Annotated in this window: 19 protein-coding genes and 1 tRNA gene; 13 read left to right on the plus strand and 7 right to left on the minus strand. The window is 56.1% G+C overall.

Annotated features, from left to right (window positions below; all coding sequences use genetic code 11):
* Nucleotides 1–30 precede the first annotated feature (30 nt).
* Together M8N44_RS10450 and M8N44_RS10455 are read right to left on the minus strand one after the other, a co-directional pair.
* Nucleotides 31–1,188, minus strand: coding sequence for an acyltransferase family protein (locus M8N44_RS10450; protein ID WP_102721617.1), 1,158 nt, complete (start codon nucleotides 1,186–1,188; stop codon nucleotides 31–33).
* A 264-nt stretch (nucleotides 1,189–1,452) separates the two neighbouring features.
* A complete protein-coding gene (locus tag M8N44_RS10455; protein WP_102733210.1) occupies nucleotides 1,453–2,343 on the minus strand; it encodes a carbohydrate-binding protein in 891 nt (296 codons plus the stop codon).
* A gap of 340 nt (nucleotides 2,344–2,683) precedes the next feature.
* Here M8N44_RS10455 and M8N44_RS10460 point away from each other — a divergent pair, with 340 nt between their 5' ends.
* Complete coding sequence (locus M8N44_RS10460; RefSeq protein ID WP_146021055.1) at nucleotides 2,684–3,184, plus strand: hypothetical protein; 501 nt, start codon at nucleotides 2,684–2,686, stop codon at nucleotides 3,182–3,184.
* Nucleotides 3,185–3,424: 240 nt separating this feature from the next.
* Here M8N44_RS10460 and M8N44_RS10465 read toward each other — a convergent pair whose 3' ends face one another.
* Both M8N44_RS10465 and gpmA read right to left on the minus strand, forming a co-directional pair.
* The gene (locus M8N44_RS10465; RefSeq protein ID WP_022396422.1) at nucleotides 3,425–4,447 is read right to left on the minus strand and encodes a 2-hydroxyacid dehydrogenase; all 1,023 of its coding nucleotides are present in this window, start codon (nucleotides 4,445–4,447) and stop codon (nucleotides 3,425–3,427) included.
* 16 nt (nucleotides 4,448–4,463) lie between these two features.
* The gene (gpmA, locus tag M8N44_RS10470; protein WP_102721613.1) at nucleotides 4,464–5,228 is read right to left on the minus strand and encodes a 2,3-diphosphoglycerate-dependent phosphoglycerate mutase; all 765 of its coding nucleotides are present in this window, start codon (nucleotides 5,226–5,228) and stop codon (nucleotides 4,464–4,466) included.
* A gap of 203 nt (nucleotides 5,229–5,431) precedes the next feature.
* Here gpmA and M8N44_RS10475 point away from each other — a divergent pair, with 203 nt between their 5' ends.
* Nucleotides 5,432–7,363, plus strand: a complete 1,932-nt coding sequence (locus M8N44_RS10475; RefSeq protein WP_205597360.1) for a beta-galactosidase — start codon at nucleotides 5,432–5,434, stop codon at nucleotides 7,361–7,363.
* Between the two features lie 82 nt (nucleotides 7,364–7,445).
* Here the strand turns inward: M8N44_RS10475 and M8N44_RS10480 are convergent, their stop codons facing one another.
* Both M8N44_RS10480 and M8N44_RS10485 read right to left on the minus strand, forming a co-directional pair.
* On the minus strand, nucleotides 7,446–8,018 hold the full coding sequence (locus M8N44_RS10480; RefSeq protein ID WP_102727902.1) for a tyrosine-protein phosphatase: 573 nt from the start codon (nucleotides 8,016–8,018) through the stop codon (nucleotides 7,446–7,448).
* Nucleotides 8,019–8,026: 8 nt separating this feature from the next.
* Nucleotides 8,027–8,680, minus strand: a complete 654-nt coding sequence (locus M8N44_RS10485; protein ID WP_102727903.1) for a nitroreductase family protein — start codon at nucleotides 8,678–8,680, stop codon at nucleotides 8,027–8,029.
* A 289-nt stretch (nucleotides 8,681–8,969) separates the two neighbouring features.
* Here M8N44_RS10485 and M8N44_RS10490 point away from each other — a divergent pair, with 289 nt between their 5' ends.
* From M8N44_RS10490 to M8N44_RS10520, 7 genes are all read left to right on the plus strand, one after another.
* A complete protein-coding gene (locus tag M8N44_RS10490; protein WP_102749367.1) occupies nucleotides 8,970–11,198 on the plus strand; it encodes a transglutaminase-like domain-containing protein in 2,229 nt (742 codons plus the stop codon).
* 136 nt (nucleotides 11,199–11,334) lie between these two features.
* Nucleotides 11,335–11,862: a gamma carbonic anhydrase family protein gene (locus M8N44_RS10495; protein WP_249853106.1), complete on the plus strand. Its 528-nt coding sequence runs from the start codon at nucleotides 11,335–11,337 to the stop codon at nucleotides 11,860–11,862.
* 19 nt (nucleotides 11,863–11,881) lie between these two features.
* A complete protein-coding gene (locus M8N44_RS10500; protein ID WP_022396415.1) occupies nucleotides 11,882–12,367 on the plus strand; it encodes a bifunctional nuclease family protein in 486 nt (161 codons plus the stop codon).
* Between the two features lie 208 nt (nucleotides 12,368–12,575).
* Nucleotides 12,576–12,661: transfer RNA gene (locus tag M8N44_RS10505), tRNA-Tyr, on the plus strand.
* Nucleotides 12,662–12,819: 158 nt separating this feature from the next.
* A complete protein-coding gene (locus tag M8N44_RS10510) occupies nucleotides 12,820–13,992 on the plus strand; it encodes a tyrosine-type recombinase/integrase (protein ID WP_102727906.1) in 1,173 nt (390 codons plus the stop codon).
* Between the two features lie 227 nt (nucleotides 13,993–14,219).
* On the plus strand, nucleotides 14,220–14,648 hold the full coding sequence (locus tag M8N44_RS14065) for a terminase small subunit-like protein (protein WP_343207018.1): 429 nt from the start codon (nucleotides 14,220–14,222) through the stop codon (nucleotides 14,646–14,648).
* A gap of 240 nt (nucleotides 14,649–14,888) precedes the next feature.
* Nucleotides 14,889–15,413 (plus strand): hypothetical protein, encoded by a 525-nt coding sequence (locus M8N44_RS10520; RefSeq protein WP_146021056.1) that lies wholly within the window; start codon nucleotides 14,889–14,891, stop codon nucleotides 15,411–15,413.
* Nucleotides 15,414–15,498: 85 nt separating this feature from the next.
* Here the strand turns inward: M8N44_RS10520 and M8N44_RS10525 are convergent, their stop codons facing one another.
* Nucleotides 15,499–15,831: a hypothetical protein gene (locus M8N44_RS10525; protein ID WP_146021057.1), complete on the minus strand. Its 333-nt coding sequence runs from the start codon at nucleotides 15,829–15,831 to the stop codon at nucleotides 15,499–15,501.
* Between the two features lie 102 nt (nucleotides 15,832–15,933).
* Here M8N44_RS10525 and M8N44_RS10530 point away from each other — a divergent pair, with 102 nt between their 5' ends.
* From M8N44_RS10530 to M8N44_RS10545, 4 genes are all read left to right on the plus strand, one after another.
* Complete coding sequence (locus tag M8N44_RS10530) at nucleotides 15,934–16,110, plus strand: hypothetical protein (RefSeq protein ID WP_180975126.1); 177 nt, start codon at nucleotides 15,934–15,936, stop codon at nucleotides 16,108–16,110.
* Complete coding sequence (locus M8N44_RS10535) at nucleotides 16,107–16,301, plus strand: hypothetical protein (protein WP_102727911.1); 195 nt, start codon at nucleotides 16,107–16,109, stop codon at nucleotides 16,299–16,301. The genes M8N44_RS10530 and M8N44_RS10535 overlap by 4 nt, the downstream gene beginning before the upstream one ends.
* A complete protein-coding gene (locus M8N44_RS10540) occupies nucleotides 16,298–16,489 on the plus strand; it encodes a hypothetical protein (protein ID WP_102727912.1) in 192 nt (63 codons plus the stop codon). Before M8N44_RS10535 ends, M8N44_RS10540 begins: the two co-directional genes overlap by 4 nt.
* A 246-nt stretch (nucleotides 16,490–16,735) precedes the next feature.
* Complete coding sequence (locus M8N44_RS10545) at nucleotides 16,736–17,302, plus strand: hypothetical protein (protein ID WP_102727913.1); 567 nt, start codon at nucleotides 16,736–16,738, stop codon at nucleotides 17,300–17,302.
* Nucleotides 17,303–17,471 lie beyond the last annotated feature (169 nt).

Raw genomic sequence — 17,471 nt, forward strand, 5'->3', positions numbered from 1 at the left:
CCGAACCGCTGTTATGCCCTGGGCTCCGTTTTACGGCCTGGGCTGTTCCGGTGCGCGCCGCGCCAGCACGCGTTTGGAAAGCCATGCGCGCACAGGTTCGTCATAAAGCTTCAGGCACCCGTAGGCCACGGCAATGCAGATGAACAGGACGCCCACCGCCACGGGGAGAGCGCGGGAAAAGGGCACTTCCGCATCGTGCACCCAGGCCAGGTACAGGTAAACGATGGGATAGTGGGTGATGTAAAGGGGGTAGGAGATGTTTCCCAGGAACCGGCTGGCCCGGGAGGAGATGTCGCCTGGGATGTCGCTGGCTCCCAGAAAGACCACCGCGGGGAAGATGACGATGATGCAGAAGGCGTCATACAGGCCGTTCAGGCGGAAGTTTTCCGCCCCGCCCACGTGCGGCATGGCCAGCGCTCCCACCAGAAGCAGGCTGCACCACCAGAAGCCGTGCCTGACCCGGCCGGGCTTGCACAGGCGGAACAGGAGCAGGCCGCCGAAGAAGGGGAACATGAGCCGCGTCAATCCCACGCGGCACTGTTCCACGTCCAGCGTCCAGCCGCCGATGTTGTTGCCCTGCGTGTAGCACTGGTGGATGAGGGCGCAGGCCGCCAGGAAGACCAGGACCGCCAGCCACCGGCTGGTGAATTTCCTGATGAGCACGGCGTAAAGGATGTTGGCGATGTATTCGAAGAAGAGGGACCAGGCCGGACCGTTCAGCGGGTGCATTTCCGTCCATCCGCGAATATCCAGGGAAACGGGGACGGGCAGCAGCGTGAACCCCACGGTCATGACCAGCAGCATTTTCCATACAGGGGTCTGTGCGATGTTCGGGAAGATTTCAGACCCCTGGAAGTAAAAGAGGGCTCCACCCAGCAGCATCCCCATGACCACCATGGGTTGAAGGCGCACCAGCCGCCGCTTGCAGAAATTCCACAGGCTCATCTTTCCCCAGCGGTCGTCATAGGCATACCCGATGACGAAGCCGGACAGCATGAAGAAGAAGTCCACGGACAGATAGCCGTGGTTGATGATCTGGTCCGTGTGGAATTGGAAGTCCCTGGCGCTTCCTTCAAACATGTGGAACAGGACCACCATGACGGCGGCTACGCCGCGCAGGCCGTCCAGGGCGGCATAATGCGGTTTGGGAGCCAGAACGGAGGGAGAGAGAGGGGCCGGAGTGCTCATGGTATAAGTACGGCGAAAAGTGATTGTGCTTACAGAAAAAGGGGCGATGCGTATTTTACGTGCGCGGCCGCGGAACCCCGGAACGGGTTTTTCCGCAGGGAAAGTCCCGGTACAGGCTGGTACTGAGACGGCTTGCCCGGCGGACAGGCAAGCCGTTTCCTATCTTCCACAGACGGCGTGAGACGTAAAGAAAAATGATGAAGGCTGTTCCTTCTCCCTTTTTCCTTTAAAGAGCCGGATTCCGGAGGAAAAGAGGCCCGGCGCCTACGGCGCGGGGGCAAGTACAATGGACTTTGTTTCCGCGCCGCTGGTGATTCCCTTGACGGTCAGGGTGCATTTTCCCGGCGGCAGGGTAAGGACGCCGGGGGAGTGCTTTACGAACCGGGACCATCCGCCGGTTCCCGGAAAAGTGAATTCCGTCAGCTTGTCATTGATGGAATAACCCAGCTTGAACAGGGTGGAGGCGGGATCGGCAATGGCATAATCCGTCGTTACCGTATAGGTTCCTCCGTTTTTGGTGAAGATTTCCCAGCTGACGGAGCTGAAGTGGGACAGGATGTTGAATTTTCCCGCATCTTTTGCCAGGGCATGCGTGATGAGGCAGTTTTCAGGCGAGAGCGTGATTTTGCCGCTGGCCGCCGGCTGGACTACCGGGAAGATAGAGGCGGGAATGAGCCGGATATAGCGGATGTAAATGCCGTCCCTCCCTTTTTTCTTGAGCGTAAAGGTTTGTTTTCCCTTAACCAGGTTCATGCGGCCCAGATGGTAGATTCCCCCATCGGCCTCACCGCCGCCGGAAGTGGGCACATTCCACAGGAAGGGGGCGCTGTCGCCGCATTTCAGTTCATAGCGGGCGGAAGCGGTAGCCGTCCAGGGGAACGTGTACCAGGCTTCAAGGATGTATTCCCCGTCTTGGGCGACGTTGATTTCCCAGCTTGCGCCGGAGTCTTTTTCCGCCATGCCGGCGATGAATTTGACGGACCGTATTTTTGCCAGCTTGCTTTTGGAAAGTTCCGCATTTTCAGCCTTCATCAGGACGGTCTTCCCCTGAATGGCGCCGGAGGCTGCCGTTTTAATCAGTCCGTCCGCCGGGAATTTGGCCTGGACGGCTGCGCAGAGCAGGAGGGAGGCATTCAGCATTAAGAGCAGTTTCATGTTGGATATGGATGGTTGGAGTTGAAAGACAGATGTTAATCTATTTCATCTTGTCCTTCAAGACGCTGTTGCCGTCAATAAAAAAGTGGGCAGGATTTTTCGTGCCTTCCCTCCGGATATGGTTCCGGAATGGCGAGAGGGCCGGCGATTCTCCGGCCTCCGGAGGGACTTAACAAGGGAGTTTTTACAGCTGGGAAGCTTGACGCTGGGCCGGATAATTTTCCGGAAATTTCCAGTAGTATGTTGAGAAGGAAGAAAGAGGAAAAGCTGCTTGTTCTCCATGCGTCAAGAGCATTTAATCAACGATGGCCGGAATACCCCCTGGCTGCCCTGATGATTGATGATGAAACGTTATTTGCTGATTTTCCTCCTGTCCGGAATGGACACGGGAGCGCTGAAGGCTGAAAAGGTCCTGGACGGCTTTGACGAGGAACCTTTTGAACAGCCCGTAATCCTGCCTGAAAAAACGCGCCTGTCGCCTGTGGCGGCCTATATGGGAGAGCCTTCCGCCGGCGGAACGGGAAAAGCCGTCCGTGCCGTGCTTGCTGCAAGTGGTGGAGGTGGCCGCAAACAGATGGCCGGGCCTGAATGGAAAGGCGGGAACGGACTGGATTGCCGCCGAATTGTTTTTCCAGTTGAACGGCTGTTCCATTACCCTGGGGAGGCAGTTGTTCCTGGATGCCCGGCAACCCGTTCTCCCAGTTGGTTCAAGGCTGTTGTTTTCCGGCTCCCTTCCCGCCGTACCGGATACCGGAGCTTTCCGTGGAATGCGTGTACCGGGCTCCGCCCATTTACAACGTGCAGTGGTCGCTGGAGAGCTGGGATTATGAAGGGAATGTGATGCGCGCGGTCAGGCGGCCGGTAGTGGAGAAAGAGGGGGGTGAAACTGTTTCCTATGACGTGCCTGTCCTCTGGCGCGGAAAAGCGGCGGCGTCTTTTCCGCTCACTCCGCCGGGGCGCATTCCCTGGCGCATGAACTTCATGCGCCGTCCGGCATACGGATGCCGGACGGCGGCCCTGCGGGGAAAACACGGATGGGAGCCGCGCGCATTCCTCTCACGGAAGCAGGTGCCGGGTGCGTTCAGTGTGACTGGAGCGATACGCGGTTGGCCAGCGGCTTGCCTTCCAGGAAGTCCCGGATGTTGTGCAGGGTGACTTCCGCAATGTTGTGCAGGGCTTCCTTCGTGAAAAAGCCCTGGTGGGAGGTCAGGATGACGTTGTTGAAGGAGAGCAGGCGCGCCAGGGTGTCGTCGTCAATGATTCGGTCGGACTTGTCTTCGTAAAAATATTCACCTTCCTCTTCATACACGTCCAGGCCGGCGGACCCCACTTTTTTTGATTTCAGGCCGTCAATCAGCATTTCCGTATTAATCAGCTTGCCGCGTCCCGTGTTGATGATCATCACGCCGTCCTTCATTTTGCCGATGGAGTCCGCATTAATCAGGTATTCCGTTTCCGGGGTGAGGGGGCAGTGCAGGGAAATGATGTCGGACCGGGCGTACAGGTCGTCCAGCGTGGTGTACGTAATGCCGGCTTCTTCCGCAAAGCGCTGGTCGGGGTACGGATCGTAGGCCAGGATGTTCATGCCGAAACCCTTGAGGATGCGGATGAGGATTCTGGCGATTTTCCCCGTTCCGATGATGCCGGCCGTTTTCCCGTTCATGTCAAAGCCCATCAGCCCGTGCAGGGAAAAGTTGCCGTCCCTGGTGCGCCAGTACGCGCGGTGTATCTTGCGGTTCAGGGAGAGCATCAGGGCTACGGCGTGTTCCGCCACCGCATAGGGGGAGTATTGGGGGACCCTGACGACGGGCAGGTCCGCTTCTTCCGCCGCTTTCAGGTCCACGTTGTTGAATCCGGCGCAGCGCAGGGCCAGCAGTTTGACGCCGTTTTCCTTCAGGCTCCGGATCACTTCCCGGTTTGCCGTGTCGTTGACGAAGATGCACGCCACGTCCGTGCCGCGGGTCAGCGGCACGCTGTCCGGGGTGAGGTGCCCCTTGAAGTAGCGGATGTCGTAATGGAATTCGCGCTCGTTGATCGGATTGAAGGAGTCCCGGTCGTAGGGCTTGGCGTCAAAAAACGCAATGCGGCAGGAATGGTCGGTCATGTGGAAGGGAGGGGGGTTAGGCGGTCGGCGGTTTTTTTTTCGCGCTTCCCTGGCTGGCGACGGCTTCCATGCGTTTGCGGATTTCTTCCGGATCTCCCAGAAAGTAGTCTTTCTCCAGGTTCAGGGAATCGTCAAATTCAAACACATAGGGAATGGCGGTGGGAAGGTTCAGGGAAAGAAGCTGGTCGTTGGGGATGTTTTTCAGGTACTTGATCATGCCGCGCAGCGTGTTGCCGTGGGCCACGATCAGGATATTGTCCAGCGTCCGGAGGGAGGGGAGGATGGTTCCCTCCCAGTAGGGCATCATGCGGTCAATGGCCTCCTTCAGGGATTCCGTCCGCGGAAGTTCGTTATCCGGCACCCCCTTGTAGCGGGGGTCCCACTTGGGGTTGGCGGGATCATCCTCCGCCAGGGGAGGGGGCGCCACGTCATAGCTGCGCCGCCAGATCAGCACCTGCTCGTCTCCGTATTTTTGGGCCGTTTCACTTTTGTTCAACCCCTGGAGCATGCCGTAGTGCTTTTCATTCAGCCGCCAGCTTTTGGCGACGGGCAGCCAGTCCTGGTCCAGACGGTCCAGCACGCAGTTAAGCGTCTTCACGGCGCGCTTGAGGTAGGAGGTGTAAGCCTGGTCAAAAGCCATGCCCTTGTCTTTCAGCAGGTCGCCCGCATGATTCGCTTCCTCTATCCCCAGTTCCGTCAGGTCCACATCCGTCCATCCGGTGAACCTGTTTTCACGGTTCCACGTGCTTTCTCCATGGCGCAGAAGAACAATTGTTTTCATATCGCTGAATTTAGACAGGCGCCCTCCGGCTTTCGCGCAAAGGAATGGAGGCGTATGACGTGATAATATTCCTCGCCGCAGGAGAAATTCCTGCCGTCCGGCCCCGGTAGTCCGCCGGGGGAAGGGAAGGACGCCTCACAGGTGCGGCGGCGGCGGGTAAAATTGTGATTGGCAACCGTCTTCAAATGGATTAACAGTTCAGCATGATGAAGCAATATGGTTTCAGTTGGGCTGCCGCCCTGATGGCCGCCGGAGTGGGAGCATTGGCATGGGCCGGTCCCGGGGCTGTCCGGAATGTGCAGAAGCCCGCTCCTTCCGGTGGAGCCCCCGCCGTGTTCAAGTTCGGCGGGGAAGGGAACCAGGAGTTCATGCTGAATGGAAAACCGTTCCAGATACGCGGAGCGGAGATGCATCCCCAGCGCATCCCCAGGGAGTACTGGAGGCACCGCATCAGGACTGCCCGGGCCATGGGCTTGAACACCATTGCGTTTTACGTGTTCTGGAACGACCATGAACAGCCGGACGGCAGCTTTGACTTCAAGACGGGCAACCGCGATCTGGGAGAGTTTCTCAAGATATGCCAGGAGGAAGGCATGTGGGTTCTGTTCCGCCCCGGTCCCTATGTGTGCGGGGAATGGGACCTGGGAGGGTTGCCCCATTATCTGCTGAAGGATCCCAAGGCCAAATTGAGGACTACGGAAGACGCCAAATTCATGAAGGCGCAGACGCGGTATCTGGAAGCCGTGGCCCGTGTGGCGGAGCCGTTTTTGGTCAAAAACGGAGGCCCTATCCTGATGACCCAGCTTGAGAACGAATACGGGAGCTACCAGAGGAAGGACCGCAAGTACATGGAGTGGCTGAAAGCGTTCTGGACCAGGAAGGGCTTCGGCCCCTTTTACACGTCCGACGGCGCGGGGGAACATTTCCTGAAAGGGGTGGTGCTTCCCGGCGTGGCCGTGGGACTGGACCCGGGGCTGAACGACGGCCACTGGGAGGTGGCTAATAAGTGCAATCCGGGCGTTCCCGTTTTTTCCTCGGAAACGTATCCGGGCTGGCTGCGGCACTGGGGGGAGGGGAACTGGGCCCCCACCCCAGGCATTGTCAACCACGTCCGCTGGTTTATGGACAAGGGGCGCTCCTTCAGCCTGTTCGTTTTCCACGGTGGCACCAACTTCGGGTTTACGGCGGGCGCCAACAACGGGGGGCCGGGAAAATACCAGCCGGACCTGACGAGTTACGATTACGGCTCTCCCGTGGACGAACAGGGCCGGATGAATGAATATTACGCCCAGATGAGGGAAATCATCCTGGAAAAACTGCCTCCGGAAGCCGCCGTGCCGGAACCTCCCGCGGACATCCCGGCCATGGAGATTCCGGAGTTCACGCCCGTGGTCCATGCCGGCCTTTGGGAGAACCTGCCCAAGCCCTTCCGGTCCAAGTTCCCGCAGCCGCCCTATTTCGAACAGTGGAACCAGAACCAGGGCATCGCCGTTTACAGCGCCACCGTTCCGGCCGGACCGTCTGAAACGCTGGAATTCGCCAACGTCAATGACTATGCCCAGGTGTACCTGAACGGGGAGCCGGTCGGCACGCTGGACCGACGCCTGGGACAGAAGAGCGTGGAGCTGCCGGAGCGCAAGAAGCCGGGAACGCTGGAAATCCTGGTGGAGGCCATGGGACATATCAATTTCCACATCAGCATGGAGAGCGACCGCAAGGGGCTGCACGGCCCTGTGAAGCTGGGAACGCGCGAGTTGAAGAACTGGACGGTGAGGGCCCTTCCCCTGAAGGCTGACTCCATTGTCCAGGCGCCCAAGGGAAAGGGCCCTTCCCGGAAACGGGAAGGAGCGCATTTCCGGGCCGTCGTGAACATTGAAGAGCCGCAGGACACGTTCCTGGACATGTCCCGCTATGCCAAGGGATACGTGTGGGTGAACGGCGTGAATGTGGGGCGGTATTGGAATGTGGGGCCTCAATTAAGGCTGTATGTTCCGGCCCCCTTCCTGAAAAAAGGGGAGAATGTGATTGATGTCCTGGACCTTCACGAGAAGGAGCCCAAGCCCATCCGCGGCATGAAGGAGCGCAACAAGGAGCCTGGAAAGATAGATACCAAAAACCTGGACAACCAGTGGTAAAACCGCCGGGCCTTCTGCCCGCGTCACCGGAAAAAGCTTTTTTCCATGAACCCGCGCCATGGGGGGAGCCGTAGCCTGCGTGTCAGACGCCCTGAGCCTGCCTTTTTCTCCGGAATTCCTCTTTGAACGCCTTCCAGTCCGTGTCTCTGACCAGTTCCGCGAGGTTGGAGTAGTAGGACCGGTGGTGCCCGAAGCGTTCGTCCATCAGCTCTTCAAGCGCCTTTTCCGGCTTCCAGCCCTGCATGACGATGCGGTAGGCGGCGCAGACAATGCCGGTGCGGTCGGACCCGTGCCAGCAGTGCACCAGAACGGGCTTGGGCGCTCTGCTGATGACCAGCAGGCAGTCCATGAGTTCTTCCCGGGTCACTTTCCCTGCCGCCAGTTTAATGCGGTACAGGCGCAGTCCGGTATGTTCCGCCTCATCGGCGTCGCTGTGGTATTCCCGCAGGTTCAGGACGGATTTGAGCCCCAGCTTTTCCAGGGCCTTGAACCCGTCGCCGCCGGGTTGTCCGGAACGGTACAGCTCCGGGCTGAGGCGGTAGCAGTTTCTGGCGTCTTTTACCTTGATGGGAGCGGGGGGGTCCATCAAGATTTCTGCGCAGGCAAGGGGAAGAGGCGCCGCCAGAACGGCGAGTATCACAGCGTTCCGGTTCATGGTTTCTTTCAGGAATCGGACGGGTAACCGACGCTCTGGGCGTACAGGACTTTTTTAAAGACGGGGAGTTTCAAGCGCCGCTGGATATAGTCGGCGTCAATCATGGCGCGGAAGACGGTGCCGAGGCCCGCGGAAGTACAGAAAAGATAGACGTTTTCTCCGATGAACCCCACGCCCGTGCAGGCCGTGACCAGTTTTCTTTTGGCGTCAAAGTCTCCGGGCTGTTTGGACTGGTCCACCACATAGACCAGGTTCAGCGGCGCGGTAGCCGCGAATTCCTGCGTTCCCGTGGCGGCACGCATATCGCCCTGAACCACTCGCTCCAACTGGTGGGTTTCCGGCTTGTAAAGATAGGCGCCCTGCGGCAGGACGGCATAGATTTCTATTTCGTTGGAATTCTGGGAGGACGGCGCCGTACGGTAATCAGGATCGTCCCGGTTGACGCCTTGAGCCGCCCAGAGCAGGGAAGACAGGATTTCCATCGGAATGGGCTTGTCTGCGAAGGATCTGGTGGAATGCCGTTCATTCAGAACCTGCATGAGCGGCCTGCCGCCCTTTTTGTCCGGCGGAGGCAGCACGATGTTGTCACTGAGGGCCGTTCCGGAGAGGAGGCCTCCCGAAATGACGGCCAGAAGCGGGCTGAGAGCATGAGAAATATTCATAGGTGGCGAAAGACGGATAAAGATGATGGAATAATCAGCAGGATACTTGTATTTTTCTCATGTTTTTGGGAACACGTGAGAACCTCATCCTATAAAATGGCTATGAAAACACAAGGAAAAATCCCTTGGTTTGATTCTTAACGGGTTCCGGAAGATGGACTCTCCGGAAAAGACCGTTGTTTCAAGTTGACCTTGGGAGGGTATTGCGCTTTTATGTCAAACGGAACAGGGATGGAAATCTTTTTTCCTTCCCTGCCCAATTTGCTCCAACCCGTTCAAGCCTTATCCCATGAATCCTGTCAATCCCTTGCGTCCCGGTTCTCCCAAGCGTAAAAAATCCTCCTCCGGGGGAATTGTCATGACCATTATCCTGGTGCTGGCTCTTGCCGGCGGCGGAGTGGTTTACCACCGCATTTCCGTTCAACGGGAGGCGGGGGCCGCAGAGCTGGCGGCCAGAAGGGAGGCGGAAGCGAAAGCGGCGCGCGCACGGAAGGCTGCGGAGCTGGAGGCGGCGCGCAAGGCTGCGGAGGAACGGGCGCGTGCGGAGGCGGCGGAAAAAGCACGGCTGGAAGCGGAACGCCTGGCCGCGGAGGAAGCCGCCAGAAAACGGCAGAAGAAGGAACCGGAAGCGGTGAAGCCTGCTCCCGCGGAACTGAAGGAAGAGCCCGTGGTCCAGGAGGAAGATCCGCGGCTGGAGATTTTTAAGAAGCCCGTTTTGCTGGTCAGCCTGAAGGCCAATAACGCCGCCAATAGAAAGCTGTTTACGGACGCCTTCAATCTGGCCCTGGAGACGGGCCGCTATGACTTGTACGCCGGTTTCCTGCGGTCCAATCTGGAACGTGACGCCGTTAAGGTCATCAAATTCGGCAAATTCGACGTGTCCATGTACGATCAAAGCCCCTATCTCATGCGCGCCAATGAGCTGTACCAGCTCATCAGCAAGGTGGGGGCGGAAACCATTCAGGAACAGATCCAGGAGAGTTCCCCCAGGTATTTCTATCCATGGCTTTTTTCAGACCCCTCCGACCCCCTGCGGCTCTTCCTGCGCACGATGGCGCGGGAACAGACTCCCAGGGAGGAATGGGGAGGCATCCTGCGGAAGTGGGCGGAGTTCTGGATGAAAACCTCCGCCATGCCCCGGAGCAAGTATTCCTCCCTGGCGCTGGCCTGCGCCATGCTGGACCCCCGCATCGCCTCCAGTCCGTCCAGGCTGCGGGCCTCTTCTTCCACCAACATTTCCACCACTCCCCTGACGCTGGAACAGGTGTTCGAGTACTTCGTGGAGATGGATGAAGCCCACGAGCTTCTTACGGATATTACCAAATTAAGCCCTTCCGAGCTGCTGTTCGTGGTGGACGTGCGCCTGCCGAGGTCGGAGATGGACTGGGCGCGCAAGAAGGTGCGCCTTACCCGGAAAGGCTGGGGCGGCGCCTATTCCATGATCCGCTACCGGATGGACCGCGCCGCCCTCGGCAAGGACCCTTACACGAATTACACCTTCCAGGAGATTCTGGATGAAGGCGGCATCTGCATGGACCAGGCCTATTTTGCCGTGAATACCGCCAAGTGCAACGGCATTCCCTCCGCCTACGTCACCGGGGACGGCAACCGCGGCCCGCACGCCTGGATCAATCTGCTGACGACGGACGAAACCTGGCAGTCCTATGGCGGGTATGGGTACAATACGGGGCATTTTTCCCATCCGCACAACCGCAAGTCAAAGCATGAATCCACTCTTCTACAGGGCATGGACAAGAAGGTGAACGGCTCCCGGCTGGACACCTCCCTGGATTACCTTTCCCTAGCGGACCTGTTTGAAGAGATGCAGAAGCCGGATTGCGTCCGGGTGATGCTGGAAGCCGCCACGCAGGCCACCCCCGGAAGCCCTCTGGGCTGGGAACGCCTGATCGCGCTGATGAGCCGTCCGGAAAGCGGCACGAAGCTGGAGGAATGGGATGCGCTGGTGACCATGATCAAGCGCAAGTTCCGCTCCCGGCCGGATTACCTGGCCATGGCCGCCCGCGTGGAGGATGAATACATTTTCCCCATGCGGGACGCCTCCACCAACAAGCGCAATGTGGCCCGGGACCTGAAAAAGCTGGAAAAGGAGACGGACGAGGGCCGCAGCGACCTGACTTCCGCCGCCATCAAGCGGCAGGCGGACATCCTGATGGAGAACGGGGACAAGGCCGGCGTGGCTTCCCTGTACCGCAAGTCCATGAAGGATTACGCGCGCCGCGCGGAAGTGTTCGAGGCGCTGATGGGGCAGTATTACCAGTATGTCTCCCAGGAGCCGGAGGCCGTTCTTCAGCTCGCCAAGGAGGCGGAATCCTCCTACAACCGCTATATCCGGACCAAGTCGGACGACTACTTCAAGGTGAAGAAGGAGGTTGCCATCCAGAGGAAGATAGCCGGGTACTATGAAAAGGGCGGCAATGAAAAGAAGGCCGCTTCCCTGCGCAAGGACGCGGAGAAGCGGGAGAAGAACAGCAAGAAGGGCATCCGGGAGGAGGGATAGCCCGGCAGGCCGCCTGCGGCCCCATCCATCATTTCCCCAGGCGCGCGGCCCTGGCCGCCTCCGGCTGCGGCATACCCGTGGAATGAACGTTTTTAGGCTGGAATGCTGTCTTATCTTCAACTAATACATGACCTATATGGCAAGAGAACCTTACGCGAACTTCTGGCCCAAAGTGGCGGATACCGCTTTTGTGGCGGAAAGCGCCGACCTGATCGGAGATGTCACCATTGGAGAGCACGCCAGCATCTGGTACCACACCACGCTGCGCGCGGACATCAACAAGATCGTCATTGGAGATTACTCCAATATCCAGGATAATAGCTGCATCCATCTGGCGGACGACTTCGGCTGCCATGTAGGCAAGTACGTGACCGTGGGCCACGGCGTGATTCTGCACGCCTGCACGGTGGAGGACAACTGCCTGATCGGCATGGGGTCCATCATTCTGGACGGCGCGGTCATCGGCCAGGGATCCGTGGTGGGCGCGGGCGCGCTGATCACCAAGGGCACCGTCATTCCGCCCAATTCCCTGGTGCTGGGGTCCCCCGCCAAGGTGGTGAAGGACCTGGGCCCGGAATCCGCGGATAATAACCGCAAGTGGGCGGAGAAATACGTCAAGGTCGCTACCCGGTATACGGAGCGAGTCATCAATCCCGGTTTTTAACATTTGATTTCCGCACGCCATGCCGGATGAAAAGCTGATCACCCTGGAACCGTACGCCCTGCTCTATACCCGGGCCGGGGCAGGGGTGTGCCTGCGTGATCCGCTGACCGGCAAGGCGGGCGTTATCTTCATGGAGCTGGCGGACGGCATGGCGCTGGAGCGCAGCCTGAACGGGGAACGCCCGGTGCGGCCGGACACGTCCTCCCTGCTGTCCCATTTTTTATCCGCCATGGAGTGCCGGGTGAGGCTGGTGCTCATCAATGGCCGCAAGGATGAAGTTTTTTACGCCCGCGTGGCGGTGGAGGCCGCCAACGAGGTCATGGACAAGCTGGTGGAGCTGGACGCCCGCCCGTCGGACGCCCTGATGATTGCGGCCCAGTTCGGGACCGGAATCAAGATTGTTCCCGCCGTCTGGGAAAGCATGGAGAACATCCTGCCCCAGCTGGAACAGCTGGACGCGGATTCCCCGGACAGCCGCGCGCCGGTGTATGTGGGAGAGCCGTAGGAACGGCGCTTCCGGCTGCCGGACCTTTTCCCGCCTCCCGGGCACGCCATCCGGCGCGGCGGCGGCTTGAGGAACCGTCTCCCGGTTTGCCGCCCGGAGGCATGATTGCGGCATAAGATTTTCCGGTCCTTGGGCATACCTACTTTTTACAAAAAAAACTTGCTAAGGCGCCGGAATCCCTATACATTCGCCGCACATCACTTCAAGTGGGTAGATTCCCGAGCGGTCAAAGGGGGCAGACTGTAAATCTGTTAGCATTCGCTTTCGAAGGTTCGAATCCTTCTCTACCCACCACTTTATTACTTTCATATTTGTTCACAGCCCTTGATTCTTCAAGGGTTTTTTCATTTCTTGCTTGCATGAGTTATCATGAGTACGCATGAAATAGGTGTACACTCAAGTGTACGTTTTCATCTTCTCCAAGTGTACATCATTAAAAAACACTGTTAGACATGGCCGGATTGATCAAAAGAAAGAATTCATGGGTTGCCCTTTTCAGCGTTGCGGGAAAGCAGATCCGGAAAACAACGAAAATAGCCGTTACCCCTTCCGTTATTCCTCCAGGAAAAAGCAAAATGGCTGTGATGAGGGAGAACGAAGCCAAAGCCCGTTTGATAGCCGAAGAACTGGAAAAAGCCGCCAACGGGGAACGGGTGGATGCCGAGAAGGTGAAAGCCATTGCCGGGGAAAGGGCGGGAAGAAAACTTTTGCGAGGCAAGCAGTACATGCAGGGTGTTAAGGAATACCTGGAAGAATGGATGAAGAGCCGCCAGAATGGGACACTGAAGAATGATCGGGTAGCTGTAAAGCGGTTTCTCGCATTGCTTGGAGATTCACAAAACATGCCGTTAGACATGGTAACGTCTGAACATGCCCGCCGTTTCATGGAAAAGGAGCTGGAACGGGTTTCTTCCGGAACAGTAAAGAATCTAACTGATTGCTTACGGGCGGCCTTTAACAGGGCCATAGACGGCAAACTGATTGGGAGCAATCCCTTTCACAGGGTAACACCCGGAAAGCTGGATAAGACGGACAAGCATGAACGAAGAGCTTTTACCATGGAGGAGGCAAAACGCCTGACAGAAATTTTACCGGGTGAATGGCCGGACATGGTGCGTGTGTGTCTCTATACGGGGGGCCAGCGATTGGGAGACATTGCCAAATTGAAATGGGAACAGATCAATCTTGAGGGAGGGCTAATTGCCATGACAACGGAGAAAACAAAGAGAAGAATGAATAAACCTATCATTTCTTCCTTGAAGGACGTTTTGAAGCGTCGTTATGAGGGGCGGGTGAGTGATTATGTTTTCCCGTTGGCAGCTATGAAACATGCACAGGCAGACAATACATCAGGCAAGCTATCTTTGGAGTTCCATGAACTATTGAAGGAACATGGCTTCATTGAAAACATGAATAACGCCCCTCGTCACGGGGACAGAAGAAGACAGGCTGATTTGAGCTTTCACAGCTTGAGGGCAACTGCCGTTACTGCGTTGAGGTTGGCTGGCGTTCCTTCCGACCTTTGCCGGGTCATTGTCGGACACGATTCCGAAGAGATTGAACGGGTATATTTCCGTCCTGATTCCGCAGCCATAGCGGAAGCAATGAAACACCTCTCGCTTTAAGACAATGAAAGCCCGTTTTTAGGCCGCTTCCTCCTTTTCCGCGCCTTTGTGTACTGTCTCCATGGTGGAACGCCCAGCCACGGGGCACGCCGGACCAAATCAGGCGCATTTCAGAGAAGAAGCTTCCCCTTTTACGCCATCCGCTTTAGATTTTATCCAGCAGGAAACAGAGGAATACGCTGACAGGAAAGAAAAAAACGGGCCGGCCGTCCCTATACTCGCCCGCCCTGGCTGAAAAAATATGTCTCCGTCTGGCCAGCGGTGAAACACTGCGGAATATTTGTGAAGATCCGGCTATGCCGGCGCGCGCCTCCATATATCGTTGGATAAATGAATATCCAAAGTTTAGAGACATCTTTCTATGCGCGCGCGTAGCAGGGGCGGCAATAATGATTGAAGAATGTATTGAACTGGCGGATGAAGCATCCCGGCTTGCCCTCGATCCGCAATGCGGATCCGCCTCCGTCGCCGCCAAGAAGCTCGCCATTGAAACGCGGCTGAAAGTGGCCGCCCGCTTCGCCCCCGAGAAATTCGGCGACCGAGTTCGGCAGGATGTAGCGGGCGTCCCTGGGGTGCCTCTCGAAAGTAAAATCTCCCTTGCTCCGGAACAGCTTGAGCAAATCCAGGAAGCGGAGAACGTCTTCTGGAGCAGATAAGAGCGTTTTCTGAAAGCATGTCTTCCCTCTACGCGCGCATATATAGGTATATTTTTTTGTAACTTGTAAACCGTATTTATAAGACATTCATTTATCAATGCTAGTTGGTTTACAAACCCGTTTACATTCGTTTACAAAATAGCCGTCTCGTTTACAAAATAGGAGTGGGAGGGGAGATGAATTGCACCCCTTTTCCATTTTGGACTTGAACGAACACCCCTAGCTTGAATGATAGGGAGCATGGAACAGTACTACATTGCCACGGCGGAAGGAAAGACAAAGGGGCCGTATTACTTGGAATCAGTTAAAGTTCAATGTAATTGTGGAATGATAACACCAGAAACTTTAGTGTGTGTAGTAGGAGGCCAAGAATGGGTGGAGTTCAAAACGGTTTTGGCGCAGAAGGGAGAAACGGTTCCGAGTCGTAAAAAGATAGAAGAAGTCAGGGAAAAATTATATGATCCCGCTTGGGGTTCTTCTGAAGACGAAGCCCAAGAGATCAATGTTGCTCAAAAGCCTTTAACGGAAATAACGGTTGAAGATATGTTCCGGGGTATCGGAATAATTGCCCTGATTGCGGGTGTAGTACTGGCCTTGTTTACTTTTCAAAGCAGTCCGTCCCTTGCCGTTCTTGAACTATTTTCTGGGGCCTTTTCCTGCCTTGGCTGCTTCTGGTGTGCTAAAGTCATCACCTTGCTTTCTCGTGCGGTCAACTTGCTTTCCGCCCTGGCCAGGAAGTTTGATTCTTTTTCCGATAAGCAATAACCGCTTCCCCCCCTGGACACAGGAACGCCCCGGACGTACAAGACGTTACGGGGCGTTTTCTTTTGGGCGTGGGATGGGGGCCGGTTTATTCAAGGCTTTCATTGATCACGTCCACGCACCATTGACGGAGAAGCTTGCCTTCCGCCGTGGCGGCCTTGTTCCAGGCGTCAAAGGTGGCATCATTTACTGTGAGGGTGATTGCATTTTCTGCCGCGCTTGGATACGTTGCAGGGGCGTTTCCCGCGGCGGGGTACTGCTCCATGAGAAGCGAAATCATTGCTTGAGCGTGTGAAGGGATAGCTCTTGAAGTAGAAAGCCAAGAATCTACGATTCTTTTTCCTGTTTTGCATTGTTCTGCTAACCAATCACGATTCTTCCCTATAGCTTTGAGCCATATTTTCACCTCTTTTTTCTGCATGGCTTTTTAATACATTCTTACAACTTAGGTTGCAAGAAATATGACAACATACAACACATGTTGCTTGTAATAAATCAACGTGTGTTGTATATTTGTCTTGTCATGAAGACGAAGCAACATCAAATCATGGTAGAGCTTGACCCCGGGGCCATGGAGGCGTTGAGACAGGAGGCCGCTAAGAAGGGCCTCTCGCTGGATGCTTACATACTCGGCATTATTAACAGGCGGGCGTGCCCGTCATTGAAGGAATCTCCAACCGGGAAAGGAGAAGCGGCATGAGACTTGAAACGCTGTTTGATACGGTTCTGCCCTTGGCAGGGGCGGTTCTGTGCAGCCTGGCCCGCGGCATCATCCTTGCCGGAATGGCATGGCTTGCCGTCTGCCTGTTCTGGCGGGCCGTAGAAATGGACAATCAGGACGTGCAAGATCGCGCGGCCCTGACGAAATGGAAAGGGGGCATTGTTCGATGAACGCAGATCAAATGGAAATCCCTCTTCCCGCCCCTGTTCTTCATGCGCTCACGGAAGAGGCGAAGAAGTTCGGTTTATCCTGTGAAGAGTATCTTAAAAAGATTGTTATCGGCATCATGAAAGACGAATTGGAGAAGAAGAAATTTCTCCTGTTCCTGGATGCCAAAAAACACGCGGACCGCCAATGAAAGAACCATCCTTGAAAATATGGCTCTATGCCGCTGCGCTGGGGAACAATACGGAGACCCGGAAAGAGAGCATTCGGGAAACCTATTCACTCCTCCTTTCCCATGAACGGAGTTTCAAACTGCGGAGGCTGGCGGAAAGATGCCATGTAAACGTGCCTCAACTTATTGATATATTGGTAGATAAGGCAATATTCAATGTTGAATTGGAGGCGGAAGACTACGAACAAATCGCAAACGAACTTCGACATGAACACAGTAAAATCGGAATCGGGAACACCTGACGCCGGCGAATGGAGCAAGGCCGTTCAGGGATATGCGGAGAAAGGGAAGCTGATCACTTTTCCCTCCGGCAAAAAAGTAAAAACTCCTTATCAGCGGCCTTTTCAGCGCATGGGGTTTGCCAGTCAGGACACTTTGGAAAAATGGATGAAGCAGGGAATGAGCATGGCGGCCATAGCCGAATGCCTTGAAAAAGACATCCACATTTCCGCCATGGGTTCATCTGTGAGCGAAACGCAGAAAAAAGCGAAAGAGGCCGCCGCCCTTGTCACCGAGGCCGTCCGCAAACTCAAGGAAGCGGCGGCCCTGATGAAAGACGGCTTACGGGAATTGCCGGGGCCTGATGACTTGTGCGTGATTTGCCAAGTAAACCCCTCATTGTTCCCTATGTTGTTTCTTGCGGACATCGAACGGATTCCAACCAACAGGACGACACCGGAAGCCGCACCCGTGCCCTCCGAGCTTGCTTCCCGATTGCTCAAGGACTGTCTCAAGAGTATCAACAGAAGGTATAAAAAAATGATGGAACCTTAATGGATGACGGTTAGGCGATTACAAAAAAGACTAAAAAATAATTTGACATTTCATGAAAAACGGATGTATTTCTAAAAACGGTAGCACTCAAAAGCAGAGTGCAGTAAGAAAAAATATAAAATTCAACCAGGAGGACTGCTCCAGGAATACACCATACATCACCAGCGAG

The sequence above is a fragment of the Akkermansia massiliensis genome (assembly GCF_023516715.1).
Classification (GTDB): Bacteria; Verrucomicrobiota; Verrucomicrobiia; order Verrucomicrobiales; family Akkermansiaceae; genus Akkermansia; species Akkermansia massiliensis.